Raw genomic sequence first — 12506 nt, 5'->3', positions numbered from 1 at the left:
TACGGAACGATGGGCACCACCTGACCGGTGACCCGCCGCCCTGTGGACGGCAAGGTGGGAGAGCGGAGCCTCCACTTGTGGGCCGGGCACATAACTGCCCAGCCGGTCGTTACACAAGGTTAGCAGCTCGGCCGGGCGGGCACCAACCGGCGTCCGCACCCGCTCCCGCGGGCGGAGGGCCGCCGCCGGGGGCCTATCGTAAGGCGCATGAGTGACGCGACCCCCAGCAGTGATTCCCCCGGCTTCGACGAGATGGCCCGCGACATCGCGGAGGTGCCCGCCGTCGAGGTGATCGTGACGGTCGCCGTCAACCTGATGAGCGCCGCCGCCGTGAAGCTCGGCCTCACCGAGGAAGGCGACGCGCACAAGGACCTCGACGAGGCCCGCAAGCTGGTCCACGCGCTGGCCGGCCTGCTGGACGCGAGCACCACCGAGATCAGCTCCTTCCACGCGGCCCCGCTGCGCGACGGCCTGAAGTCCCTCCAGCTGGCCTTCCGCGAGGCCTCGCTCGTCCCGGACGAGCCGGGCCAGGGCCCGGGCGAGAAGTACACCGGCCCGGTCTTCGGCTGAGAGCCGCCCCTTCCCCTTCCGTACGCGGACGAGCCCCCTGCCGGTCTTCCGGCAGGGGGCTCGTCGCGTCGGCCCGGGCGGTCAGCGCGTGAACAGAGGCTCACCGGCCGGATGCGCGCCGGCCGGGAGCAGCGCGAGGTCCAGTCCCCGGACCAGCCGGGCACGCAGCACCTCGTCCGCCGCGAGCGCCCGCGCGACACGGCCCGCCGCCTGTGCCGGGTCGGCGTCCGCCGCGAGGACCAGGGCGAGGGTGCCGTCGGCGCTGCCGGGACCGAGGTGGGCGCGGAGCACGGCGGGCTCGGCGGCGACCGCCGCCCGTACCGCGGCGGTGACGGCGGGGTCGTCCAGCGGGTCCGCGCTGGTACGGCCCTCGGCGAGGGCGCGCAGCGCGGCACCGGTCAGCTCGAAGGCCACCGGCCCGGCGAGGTCCAGCACCACCGTGTCGGCCTTCTCGTGCGCGGCGGCCTGCAGCGCCTGGTGCAGGGGTACGGCGACGGGGCGCGCCTGCGGGTCCCAGCGGGCCAGTGCGGCGGTGGAGGTGAAGGCGGGCAGGGCGCGCCGGCCGCCGGCCTGGAGGGTGGGCACGGCCATGTCACTGGTCTTCTCCCGGCGCAGCCCCCGCTCGTCCTCCTCCACCTCGCCGAGGACGGCGACCACGGGCACCAGGAGCCGGGCCCCGGCGAGGGCTTCGAGCACCGGTGCGACGGCGGTGCGGTCCTCGGCCCAGGCGGCGAGCGCCGAGGCCAGGGCGGGGTCGGCGGTGCCGTCGTCGTCGGAGTAACCGGGGTCCGGAATGTTCTTCTGCGCCACAGGGCGAGCGTAGTGCCTGGGCGTTCTCATCCTGCCGACAGGTCGGACCCAGCCGGTTCTCAGCCACGGTTCCTAGTGTCCGGGCCATGCCCCGACACCGCGTACGCCGATCCGCCCTGCCCGTCTCCCTGACGGCCGCCGCCGTGCTGGCCGTCTCGGCCGCCGGAGGCGCGTACGTCGTCGGCCGTGCGCCGGCCGCGGTCTTCTCCGTATCGTCGGCGTCGGAATCTCCGGAAGCGAGCGAGGAACCGGTGGTGGATCTGGACGCGGAGCTGGCCGGGGCGGTGGAGCCGCTGCTGAGCGGGGCGTCGGGGGCGGCGCTCTCGGTCGCGGTGCTGGACAGCGACAGCGGGGCGCGTGCGGTGTACGGGGGCGCGGCGGAGACGTACGAGACGGCGAGCATCGTCAAGGTGGACATCCTGGCGGCGCTGCTGCTGCGGGCCCAGGACGAGGGGCGCCGGCTGACCGCCGCCGAGCGCGGCCGGGCGGCCGCGATGATCGAGCGGAGCGACAACGACTCCGCCACCGCGCTGCTGGCAGCGGTGGGCGGGGCGACGGGGCTGGACGCGGCGAACGAACGGCTGGGGCTCACCGCGACGACCGCCTCGCACGCCTGGGGGCTGACCGGCACCACGGCGGCCGACCAGCTGACGCTGCTGGGAGCGGTGTTCGGTACGGAGGCGGACGCGGCGCTCAGCGAGGAGTCCCGGGCCTACGTACAGGGGCTGATGGCCCGGGTGGAGGCCGACCAGCAGTGGGGCGTGTCGGCGGCGGGCGACACGTGGGCGCTGAAGAACGGCTGGATGCCGCGCACCGCCACCGGGCTGTGGAACGTCAACAGCATCGGGCGGGTGACGGCGGACGGGCACATCTACCTGGTGGCGGTGCTCTCCGGCGGCCAGACGTCCGAGGAGAGCGGTATCGCCCTCGTCGAGTCGGCGGCGAAGGCGGCGGTGGGGGTGCTGGCCGCGCGGTGAGTCCGCGGGCGCTCAGCGGCCCCGGGCGGACGGGGAGCGGCCGTCGCCCCCGCGCCGGAGCAGCGCGCCCGCCGCGAGCAGGAGCGCGCCGAGGACGCCGGCCGCCGGGGCGAGCCATCCGGCCGGGCCCTCGTCCTCGGGCCCGGGCGTGGGCCCGGCGCCGAAGTACCGCTTGCGGTAACCGGCGGAGTCGCTGCGCACCTCGGCGGGGCGCACCCGGCCGCCCGCCTCGATGGCCGCGGCCGGGTCGACGATCCCGTAGCCCCGTGCGTCGTCGCGTCCGGAGGCGGGGGCGTCGCGTGCGGTGTCGGTGAGGAGCTTCCTGACCTGCGCGGGTGACAGCCCGGGGTGCGCGGACCTGACGAGGGCCACCGCCCCGGAGACGAACGCGGCGGCGGCGGAGGTGCCCCACTCCACGTAGTACTTGCGGTCGGGTGCCGGTACGACGATGTCGTCGCCGGGGGCGCTCACGGTGGCGTACCAGCGGCGGGTGGAGAACGAGGCGTGGGTGCCGTACCGGTCCACGGCCGCGGCGGCGATGACCCCGGGGTAGGCGGCGGGGTACGAGATGTGGTCGCCCTTCTCGCCGCCGTTGCCGGCCGAGGCGACGACGACGGCGCCCTTCTTCAGCGCGTACTGGACGGCGGCGTCCTCGCCGGGCTCGGGGTGCGCGGACTCGCTGTCGTCGCCGAGGGAGAGGTTGATGACGTCGGCGCCGTGGTCGGCGGCCCAGCGGATGCCGTCGGCGAGGGCCGTGCCCCGGGTCCTGCGGGCCTCGGCGCGGGCCGGGTCGCCCGCTTCGAGGATGACGCGGACCGGGAGGATCTTCGCCTCGGGTGCGATGCCGAGGACGCCGTCGGCGCGTCCGCTGCCGTGGCCCCGGCCCGCGATGATCCCGGCCATGGCGGTGCCGTGCCTGGCCCAGGCCTTGTCGCCGCGCGCCGCGCCGAAGCCGATGAGGTCCTTGCCGGGCAGCACCTGGCCCGCGAGGTCGGGCAGGCTGCCGTCGACCCCGGTGTCGACGACGGCGACGGTGACGCCCTTGCCGCGGGTGGTCTCCCAGGCCCGGTCGGTGTGCAGGGCGGCCAGGCCCCACTGCTGGGCCCGGATGGTGTCCGCCCCGGCGGGGGGCGCGGGGAGGAGGGCGAGGGCGGTGGCCGCGCAGAGTGCGCCGACGAGGTGGCGGGCACGGGTCATTCCGGCTGCTCCGTGAGGTCGGCTACGTGGGTGCGGAGCGCGCGTTCGACGCGGTCGGCCACACCCTTGGCCTCGTGGCCGAGACCGGCCTGGGCGGCGGCGGTCGTGGCGCCGGACGCCATGGCCTGCTCGGCGGGCCGGGGAGGGGTGCTCACGCGCCCGTCGGCGAACCCGGACACGGCGAAGGCGACGACGGGGATCCCGGTCAGCACGTGCACGGACCAGCTGGCCCGCTGCCGGTCGCCGAACGAGGCCGCCGGGCTGTTCTCCACGGCGTAGGCGCGGGGCAGCAGGTCGGTGCGCCGGTCGAGGCGCTCGTCGGCGAACCGGGCGCTCAGGGCCCGCATCGCGTCGGTGTCGGCCTCGGTGAAGACCAGTCCGACGGTGGTGACGCTGCTGGCCGTCGCGTCCGTGTACGTGGCCCGCAGGACGCGGGCGCAGCCGACCGTGCGCAGGGTCTTGGCGAGCAGCGGGTCGAGCGCGGTGGCGCAGCCGCTGTCCGGGGCGGCGGCGAGCCGCGTCCAGACCCGGTCGGCGCCGCCGGGCCCGGCGCCGTCGCCCTTCAGGGTGCGGGGGAAGAGGGTGTCGACGGGGAGGCTGTGCCAGGCCTCCCGGCCCACGGTGTACGCGCTGCGGGCGGCGGGCTCGTCGGTGGAGTACCCGACGATCCAGCCACCGGTGGCGGCCCCGCCGATCAGCCCCAGTCCGAGAACCGCGCAGACAGCGGCGACGGCCCGGGGCGGGCGCCGGGTGCGGGCCGGGGGCGCCACGGGCGCCGCTTCGGGGCGCGGCGGGGTGGCGGGGTGCGGCGGGGTGGCAGGGGGCGGCAGGGCGGCGGGGGGCAGCCAGGCGGCGGGGGGCGGCAGGGCGGCGGGACCGGACCCGACGGTCCCGGCGGGGTGCGATGGGGCGGGGCGGGGCCCGGGGGTCTCGTCGGGGTACGGGTGCGATGGGGCGGGGCGGGGTCCGGCGCTCTCCCGCACCGGCGGGGGCGGTGGGGTGGCCGGGCGGGGCCCCGCGGGCCTCTCCGGGGCCGGGCGCGGAGACGCGGGTTCCCCGGAAGGGGGAGACGGCGGCCGGGAGGGGCGCGGCGGGGCGGTGGGGCGGGGCGGGACGGGAGCGGGCTGCGCCTCGGTACTCATCCGCCCCCCTGATCCGTTCCGTACCGCGCACGGACCCCGCCCGCACAGACAGGATCCCGCTCGCCGCGTGGGCGTCACTCTACGGGCTGCGGCGACCCGGGTGGGAGCGGGCGGCCCGCGCACCGGACGATCTGCGCGGATCGTCCCCCTACCCAGCGGTAGAACCGTCTGGCAAGCTGCGGCCATGACCGCCCGTGCCACTGACCGGGCCCGTTACGACCGGGCCACCGCCCATCTCGACGCTCCCGTGGCCGTCGTCGATCTGGAGGCCTTCGACGCCAACGCCGACGATCTCGTACGCCGGGCGGCGGGCAAGCCGATCCGGGTGGCGAGCAAGTCGGTGCGCTGCCGGGCCCTGCTGGAGCGGGTGCTGGCCCGGCCCGGGTTCGCCGGGATCATGTCGTTCACGCTCGCGGAGTCGCTGTGGCTGGCCCGGGCCGGCTTCGAGGACGTGCTGCTGGCCTACCCCTCCGCCGACCGGCCGGCGTACGCGGAGCTGGCCGCCGACCCGAAGCTCGCCGCCGCCGTGACGGTGATGGTGGACGACCACGCCCAGCTGGACCTCATCGACGCGGCGCGGGCGGGCGGCACCCGGGAGATCCGGGTCTGCCTGGAGCTGGACACCTCGCTGCGGATGCTCGGCGGCCGGGTCAGGATCGGGGCCCTGCGCTCGCCGCTGCGCTCCCCCGCCCAGCTGGCCGAACTGGCCAGGTCCGTGGTGCGGCGGCCCGGTTTCCGGCTGGTCGGCCTGATGGCGTACGAGGGGCACATCGCGGGCGTCGGCGACTCGGTGGCGGGGCGGCCGCTGCGGTCCCGGGCGGTCCGCCTGATGCAGGCCACGGCCCGTAAGGAGCTGGCGGTCCGGCGGGCCGAGGTGGTGCGGGCGGTCCGGGCCGTGGCGCCGGAGCTGGAGTTCGTGAACGGCGGCGGCACGGGCAGCGTGCAGCACACGGCGGCGGAGGACGCGGTGACGGAGATCGCCGCCGGTTCGGGGCTGTACGTGCCGCGCCTGTTCGACAACTACACCTCGTTCACCGCCCGCCCGGCCGCGCTGTTCGCGCAGCCCGTGGTGCGCCGGCCGGGCGTGGGTGTGGTGACGGTGCTCGGGGGCGGTTACCCGGCGTCGGGCGCGGCCGGGGCGGACCGGCTGCCGGTCCCGTATCTGCCGGAGGGGCTGCGCTACGACCCGCAGGAGGGGCCCGGCGAGGTGCAGACCCCGCTGCTGGGCGCCCCGGCGGACGATCTGCTGATCGGCGACAAGGTGTGGTTCCGGCACGCGAAGGCCGGTGAGCTGTGCGAGCGGTTCGACACGCTGCACCTGATCGAGGGCGACCGGGTGACGGCGGCCGTGCCGACGTACCGGGGCGAGGGACGTACGTTCCTCTGACGCGACGAGTGCTCGACGGAGCTGCCGGCGCCGCCGTCCGTCGCGCCGGCGCCGAGCGGCCGGGTGCCCCGGGTGAGGGTATCCATGAGGGCGAGCGGCGGTCCGTCACGGCCCGCGTCGAAGGCGTACCGCACGGGTGACGGCGAGGCGTGGGTCGGCGGGGGCGCCGGTTCGTCGCTCCCGGTGAGCAGCACGGCTCCGGTCACGACGGAGCCGACGACGACCGCTCCGGCCGCCAGGAGCGCGACGGCCCGGGCGCTGCCTCCCCCGTTCCGCGGAACCGGCTGCGGGGCCGGACCGGGGACGGGGCGCCGCACGGGTGCGGGCGGTCCACGCCCTCCCGTCCCACCAGCGCTCGGTGCCGGGCGCGGCGGTGTCCGGGTACCGGCCGGGCGGGGTGGGACAGCTCATCGCTCCACTCCAGGAGAGGCGCCCCGGGCGGGTGGCACCTACAGGGGCGTGACGTAGGCGCCGGAGATGCCGCCGTCGACGAGGAAGTCGGTGGCGTTGACGAACGAGGAGTCGTCGCTCGCCAGGAAGGCGACGGCGGCGGCGATCTCGGTCGCCTCGGCGAACCGGCCGAGCGGGATGTGCACGAGCCTGCGGGCCGCCCGTTCGGGGTCCTTGGCGAACAGCTCCCGGAGCAGCGGGGTGTTGACGGGCCCCGGGCAGAGCGCGTTGACGCGGATGCCCTCGCGGGCGAACTGGACGCCCAGTTCGCGGGTCATCGCCAGCACCCCGCCCTTGGAGGCGGTGTACGAGATCTGGGAGGTGGCCGCGCCCATCCGGGCCACGAAGGAGGCGGTGTTGATGATGGAGCCCCTCCCCTGGCGGCGCATGTAGGGCAGGGCGGCCTTGCAGCACAGGTAGACGGAGGTGAGGTTGACGTCCTGGACGCGTTTCCACGCCTCCAGTTCCGTGGTGAGGATGGAGTCGTCCTCGGGCGGCGAGATGCCGGCGTTGTTGAACGCGACGTCGACCGAGCCGTAGGTGTCGTCGGCCGTCCGGAACAGCTCCGCGACTTGTCCGGGATCGGTCACGTCGACGCGTACGAAGGTGCCGCCGACCGCTTCGGCCGCCGCCGTGCCCGCTGTCGCGTCGATGTCGCCGCAGACGACGTGCGCGCCTTCGGAGGCGAGCCGGTGGGCGGTGGCCAGGCCGATGCCGCTGCCGGCGCCGGTGATGACGGCGGTGCGGCCGACGAGGCGGCGGCAGATGATCTCGTGGTCCGTGGTCATGGGCGGTTCAGGCCTCCGTACTCAGGAAGACGTTCTTGGTCTCGGTGAAGGCGGTGAGGGCGTCGGGCCCCAGCTCGCGGCCGATGCCGGACTGCTTGAACCCGCCGAAGGGCGTCCAGTAGCGGACCGCCGAGTGGGAGTTGACGGAGAGGTTGCCCGCCCTGACGGCCCGGGACACGCGCAGGGCGCGCCCCACGTCACGGGTCCAGAGCGAGCCGGCGAGGCCGTAGTCGGTGGCGTTGGCGAGCCGGACGGCGTCCGCCTCGTCCTCGAAGGGCAGCACGACGGCGACCGGCCCGAACACCTCCTCGGTGGCGACGGGCGCGTCCGGCGGGACGTCGGTGAGGACGGTCGGCGGGAACCAGAAGCCGGGCCCCTCGGGGGCGCTCCCCCGGATCGCGGCGGCGTCCTCGGGAACGTAACCGCGTACCCGTTCCAGCTGGGTACGGGAGATGAGCGGGCCCATCCGCGTCTTCTCGTCGGCGGGGTCGCCGACGGCGAACGCGGCGACGGCCGGGGCGAGGAGTTCCAGGAAGCGGTCGTACGCGGAGCGCTGGACGAGGATGCGGGTGCGGGCACAGCAGTCCTGGCCGGCGTTGTCCAGGAACGAGAGGGGTGCGGCGGCCGCCGCGGTCTCGATGTCGGCGTCGGCGAAGACGATGTTGGGGCTCTTTCCGCCGAGTTCGAGGGTGACGCGCCCCAGTCGGCCGGCGCACTTGGCCATGATCCGCTTGCCGGTGCGGGTGGAACCGGTGAAGACGATCTTGGCGACGTCCGGGTGCTCGACGAGGGCGTTGCCGGCCTCGTCGCCGGCGCCGGGCAGCACCTGGAAGAGGTGCTCGGGCAGGCCCGCCTCCAGGGCGGTCTCCGCGAGCCGCAGCGCGGTCAGCGGGGTCGTCTCGGCGGGCTTCAGGATCACCGCGTTGCCGGCGGCGAGGGCGGGGGCGGTGCCCCAGGCGGCGATCGGCATCGGGAAGTTCCACGGGGCGATGACGCCGACGACGCCGAGGGGCTCCAGGAGGGTGAGGTCGATGCCGCCGGGGACGGGGATCTGCCGGCCGGTGAGCCGTTCCACTCCCCCGGCGGCGTAGTCGAGCAGGTCGCGGACGTTGCCCGCCTCCCAGCGGGCGTTGGCGATGGTGTGGCCGGCCTCCCGGACCTCCAGCAGGGCCAGTTCCTCGGTGCGGGCGTCGACGGCGGCGGCGAACCGGCGCAGCAGCCGGGCCCGGTCGGCGGGGGCGAGCGCGGCCCAGGTGCGCTGGGCGGCGGTGGCACGGACGACGGCGGTGTGCACGCCGGAGGCCGGGGTGGCGGGGACGGTGGCGATGGTCTCCCCGGTCGCCGGGTTCAGGACGTGGTGCTCGTGGATCACGCGGGCCTCACAGGTGTACGAGGATGCGGTCGGGCCACGCGGGCCTCACAGGTGTACGAGGATGCGGTCGGGTCACGCGGGCCTCACAGCGGACGCGGGAGGAGCGCTCGGGTCACAGGCGCTCGAAGGAGCGGCGCAGTTCCCAGTCGGTCACCGCCGCGTCGAAGGCGTCCAGTTCGACCCGGGCCATGGTGCGGTAGTGCGCCACCACGTCCTCGCCGAAGGCTTCCCGGGCGATCTCGCTCTCCTCCCAGAGCGCGGCGGCCTCGCGCAGGGTGGCGGGCACGTGGTCGTAGGCGGCGGTGTAGGCGTTGCCCTCGCAGGGGTCGGGGAGTTCGAGCTTGTGCTCGATGCCGTACAGGCCGGCGGCGACGAGTCCGGCGACGGCCAGGTACGGGTTGACGTCGCCGCCGGGGAGCCGGTTCTCGAAGCGCAGCGAGGGGCCGTGGCCGACGACCCGCAGCGCGCAGGTCCGGTTGTCGTGGCCCCAGGCGACCGCGGTCGGGGCGAAGGAGCCGGGGCGCAGGCGCTTGTAGGAGTTGATGTTCGGCGCGAGGAGGAGGGAGAGATCGCGCAGGGCGGCGAGCTGGCCGGCCAGGAAGTACCGCATCACCGGTGACATGGCGCCGTCCTCACCGGCCATGACGGAGCGTCCGGGGTCGTTGGTGGAGCGCAGCGAGAGGTGGATGTGGCAGGAGTTGCCCTCGCGTTCGTTGAACTTGGCCATGAAGGTGAGCGCCATGCCCTCCTGGGCGGCGATCTCCTTGGCGCCGGTCTTGTAGACGGCGTGCTGGTCGCAGGTGACCAGGGCCTCGTCGTACCGGAACACGATCTCGTGCTGGCCCGGGTTGCACTCGCCCTTGGCCGACTCGACGGCGAGGCCCGCGCCCGCCATCTCGTTGCGGATGCGGCGCAGCAGGGGCTCGACGCGGCCGGTCCCGAGGACGGAGTAGTCGACGTTGTACTGGTTGACGGGGGTGAGGTCGCGGTAGCCGCGGTCCCACGCCTGTTCGTAGGTGTCCTTGAAGACGATGAACTCGAGTTCGGTGCCGACGTGGGCCGTGTAGCCGTGCTCGGCGAGGCGTTCGAGCTGGCGGCGCAGGATCTGCCGGGGCGCCGCGGTGACGGGCGAGCCGTCGGCCCAGGCGAGGTCGGCGAGGACCAGCGCGGTGCCCTCGTGCCACGGCACCCGGCGCAGGGTGGTGAGGTCGGGGCGCATGGCGAAGTCGCCGTAACCGTTGTCCCAGGAGGACATGGCGTAGCCGTCGACGGTGTTCATGTCGGTGTCGACGGCGAGGAGGTAGGCGCAGCCCTCGGTGCCGTGGCGCACGACCTCGTCGAGGAAGAAGGGGGCGGCGAAGCGTTTGCCCTGGAGCCGTCCCTGCATGTCGGGGAAGGCCAGGACGACGGTGTCGATCTCCCCGCTGTGCACGAGGCGGCGCAGGTCCGGGAGTGCGAGCGGGGCGGTGCGGTCGGACACGGGCGGGTCCTCTCCTCGCGGGCCGGCAGGCGCGTACAAATCTATGGCGAGAGCGGGTGTTGTGGGTACGGTGCCGGGGTGTTCCGCGCGCCGTACGAGGGAGGACACCTTGAATCGTCCGCTGGTCGGGATCAGCACGTACCTGGAGGCTTCGGTGCGCTGGGGCGCGTGGGACCTGCCGGCGGCGCTGCTGCCCGCCGGGTACGCCCGGATGGTTCGGGAGGCGGGTGGCCTGGCCGTGCTGCTGCCGCCGGACGCGCCGGAGTCCGCGGGGCAGGCGGTGGCCCGGCTGGACGCGGTGGTGGTGGCGGGCGGTCCGGATGTGGACCCGGCGCGGTACGGGGCCGGGCGCGACCCGCGCACCGGGCCGCCGGCGCCCGAGCGTGACGCCTGGGAGGCGGCGCTGATCGGGGCGGCGCTGGCGTCGGGGACGCCGTTGCTCGGGGTCTGCCGGGGGATGCAGCTGCTGAACGTGGTGTGCGGGGGCACCCTGACGCAGCATCTGGACGGCCACGGCGGCCCGGGCGGGGAGGCGGGTGTGTTCGGTTCGCATCCGGTGACGCCGGTGCCGGGCACCCGGTACGCGACGCTGGCGCCGGACGTGTGTGCCGTCCCCACGTACCACCACCAGGCCGTCGACCGGATCGGCGCCGGCCTGGTGGCGTCGGCGCACGCGGCGGACGGCACGGTGGAGGCGGTCGAACTGTCCGGTGAGCACTGGGTCCTCGGCGTGCAGTGGCATCCGGAGATGGGCGACGACCTCCGGGTGGTGCGGGGCCTGGTGGAGGCCGTCGCGCCGGCCCGGGAGGCGCGGCTAGCCGAGCCGGTGGCGTAGCCAGTCCAGGGCGGCGGCACCCTGGGCCGCCTGGAAGGCCCGGAGCGTCGGCAGGCCGGGCGGGTCGGGGCGCAGCGCGCGCTCGGCGAAGTAGCCGGCGACGGCGGCGAGTACGGCGGTGACGGCCTCGGGGTCCGCGTCCCGGCCCAGCGGGTGGGCGGTGAACAGGGCCTCCGGGCCGGGGCCGCCCTCTGCGGAGGCGTACCCCTGGGCCGCCACGCACGGGAGCATCACCAGCAGGTCGAACCAGGGCGCGGCCCGTACCGCGTGCGGCCAGTCGACAAAGACGACCCGGTCCTCGGTGAGCAGGATGTTGTCGGCGCGCAGGTCGCCGTGGGCGAGGGTGTCCCCGGTGGCGGCCTCCTCCCAGCCGGTCTCCAGTTCCGCCAGGGCGGCGAGCCGGCCGGCCGCCCAGGGGTGCAGGCGGGCAGTGTCCCCGGCCGCGTGCAGGGTGCGCCAGCCGTCGAACAGCGAGGACTTGCCCCAGGTCGCGGAGGGCACATCGGCCGGGGCCGGGGTGAGGAGGCCCGCGAGGTCTCCCACCGCCGCCAGGACCCGGTCCAGCTCGCTCCGGTCCCAGGGCACGCCGGGCTGCCGGCCGTCGATGTCCTCCAGCACGAGGGCGACACAGCCGCCGTCGTCGTACGAGCCGAGCAGCCGGGGCACGGGGGCACGGGCCGGCAGGCACGCCGTGAGGCGGGCTTCGGCGCGGTGCATGTCCGGGCTGTCGGGGTTCACCTCGGCGCTCACCGCCTTGACGAAGGCCCGGCCGCCGTCGGCGAGCCGGACCCGGGCGGCGACGCCGGGCGAGAAACCGCCGTTCTGGGTGCGGGCCTCGACGACCGGGGCGCCGAGGATGTCCTCGACGCCGCTGCGGACGGCGGCGGGCAGGTCGGCCCAGTGGTGGCGGACGCCCTGGGCGGGCGGGGCGGCGGCGGTCATCGGTGCGTCCTTCCCGCCTCGTCCGGCGCGTGGTCGGCCGTCCACGTCAGGGGCATGGGGCCGCTGGGGTCACCGTAGCCCAGGGAGCGGTAGAGCCCCTCCCCCTCGGGGGTGGCGGTCAGGCTGATCCGGGAGCAGCCGGCCTCGACGAGGTGGTCGTGGACGGCCCGGAAGGTCCGGCGGGCGTACCCCTGCCGCCGGTGGCCGGGGTCGGTGGCGACCGAGGCGATGTGCCCGGCGTACGGGGCGCGGCCGGGCCGGGGCAGGGACCACATGTACTGGCCCACCGTGCTGGACAGCAGCCGGTCGCCGGCGTCGATCACATAGGCGACGAAGTGCGGGTCGGTGCCGAGCCGCTCGCGGAAGTACGCCTCGCACACCGAGGTCCAGTCGGCCTCCGGGACGTCACCGAGGGAGGCGAGCATGACCAGGCGCAGCCGGGTGACCTCGGCGGCGTCGTCCACGCCCGCCCGCCGCAGGTGCGGCGTGGTGCTCATGGGGCTCACGAAGGGGTCCTTTCGCTGAGGTGCCGTGACCCGCAAGGGTGCCGTTCCTC

13 protein-coding genes are annotated in these 12506 nt (G+C 75.6%); 4 read left to right on the top strand and 9 right to left on the bottom strand.

Annotated elements, in window-relative coordinates; translation table 11 throughout:
* Positions 1-207 precede the first annotated feature (207 nt).
* Positions 208-570 carry a DUF1844 domain-containing protein gene (locus ABZ564_RS05430; protein WP_360849795.1) on the top strand — a complete coding sequence of 121 codons (363 nt, stop codon included), beginning with the start codon at positions 208-210 and terminating at the stop codon, positions 568-570.
* A gap of 81 nt (positions 571-651) precedes the next feature.
* On the opposite strand, the gene ABZ564_RS05425 is transcribed toward ABZ564_RS05430, so the two are convergent.
* Positions 652-1380: an SseB family protein gene (locus ABZ564_RS05425; RefSeq protein ID WP_360849792.1), complete on the bottom strand. Its 729-nt coding sequence runs from the start codon at positions 1378-1380 to the stop codon at positions 652-654.
* 86 nt (positions 1381-1466) lie between these two features.
* Here ABZ564_RS05425 and ABZ564_RS05420 point away from each other — a divergent pair, with 86 nt between their 5' ends.
* On the top strand, positions 1467-2357 hold the full coding sequence (locus tag ABZ564_RS05420) for a serine hydrolase (protein WP_360849789.1): 891 nt from the start codon (positions 1467-1469) through the stop codon (positions 2355-2357).
* A gap of 12 nt (positions 2358-2369) precedes the next feature.
* Here the strand turns inward: ABZ564_RS05420 and mycP are convergent, their stop codons facing one another.
* Entirely contained in the window at positions 2370-3554 is a 1185-nt protein-coding gene (gene mycP, locus ABZ564_RS05415; protein WP_360849786.1) for a type VII secretion-associated serine protease mycosin, read from the bottom strand.
* Entirely contained in the window at positions 3551-4324 is a 774-nt protein-coding gene (locus ABZ564_RS05410) for a hypothetical protein (RefSeq protein WP_360849783.1), read from the bottom strand. Before ABZ564_RS05410 ends, mycP begins: the two co-directional genes overlap by 4 nt.
* Positions 4325-4880: 556 nt before the next feature.
* On the opposite strand from ABZ564_RS05410, the gene ABZ564_RS05405 reads away from it, so the two are divergent.
* Complete coding sequence (locus ABZ564_RS05405; RefSeq protein ID WP_360849780.1) at positions 4881-6083, top strand: amino acid deaminase/aldolase; 1203 nt, start codon at positions 4881-4883, stop codon at positions 6081-6083.
* A gap of 105 nt (positions 6084-6188) precedes the next feature.
* On the opposite strand, the gene ABZ564_RS05400 is transcribed toward ABZ564_RS05405, so the two are convergent.
* The 4 genes from ABZ564_RS05400 to ABZ564_RS05385 all read right to left on the bottom strand — a co-directional run bounded on the left by ABZ564_RS05400 (position 6189) and on the right by ABZ564_RS05385 (position 10173).
* On the bottom strand, positions 6189-6494 hold the full coding sequence (locus ABZ564_RS05400; protein WP_360849777.1) for a DUF2510 domain-containing protein: 306 nt from the start codon (positions 6492-6494) through the stop codon (positions 6189-6191).
* Positions 6495-6532: 38 nt separating this feature from the next.
* Positions 6533-7321, bottom strand: coding sequence for a 3-oxoacyl-ACP reductase (locus tag ABZ564_RS05395; protein WP_360849774.1), 789 nt, complete (start codon positions 7319-7321; stop codon positions 6533-6535).
* 7 nt (positions 7322-7328) lie between these two features.
* Positions 7329-8693, bottom strand: coding sequence for an aldehyde dehydrogenase family protein (locus tag ABZ564_RS05390; RefSeq protein WP_360849771.1), 1365 nt, complete (start codon positions 8691-8693; stop codon positions 7329-7331).
* Between the two features lie 112 nt (positions 8694-8805).
* The gene (locus tag ABZ564_RS05385) at positions 8806-10173 is read right to left on the bottom strand and encodes a glutamine synthetase family protein (protein ID WP_360849767.1); all 1368 of its coding nucleotides are present in this window, start codon (positions 10171-10173) and stop codon (positions 8806-8808) included.
* A gap of 109 nt (positions 10174-10282) precedes the next feature.
* Between ABZ564_RS05385 and ABZ564_RS05380 the strand changes: the two genes are divergently transcribed.
* Positions 10283-11008: a gamma-glutamyl-gamma-aminobutyrate hydrolase family protein gene (locus ABZ564_RS05380; RefSeq protein WP_360849763.1), complete on the top strand. Its 726-nt coding sequence runs from the start codon at positions 10283-10285 to the stop codon at positions 11006-11008.
* Here ABZ564_RS05380 and ABZ564_RS05375 read toward each other — a convergent pair.
* Together ABZ564_RS05375 and ABZ564_RS05370 are read right to left on the bottom strand one after the other, a co-directional pair.
* Positions 10988-11950, bottom strand: coding sequence for an aminoglycoside phosphotransferase family protein (locus tag ABZ564_RS05375; RefSeq protein ID WP_360849759.1), 963 nt, complete (start codon positions 11948-11950; stop codon positions 10988-10990). The genes ABZ564_RS05380 and ABZ564_RS05375 overlap by 21 nt on opposite strands.
* The gene (locus tag ABZ564_RS05370) at positions 11947-12447 is read right to left on the bottom strand and encodes a GNAT family N-acetyltransferase (protein ID WP_360849949.1); all 501 of its coding nucleotides are present in this window, start codon (positions 12445-12447) and stop codon (positions 11947-11949) included. Before ABZ564_RS05370 ends, ABZ564_RS05375 begins: the two co-directional genes overlap by 4 nt.
* Positions 12448-12506: the final 59 nt, after the last annotated feature.

Source organism: Streptomyces sp. NPDC019224, assembly GCF_040632605.1.
Lineage (GTDB): Bacteria > Actinomycetota > Actinomycetes > Streptomycetales > Streptomycetaceae > Streptomyces.
This window is presented reverse-complemented; position numbering and strand designations above follow the sequence as displayed.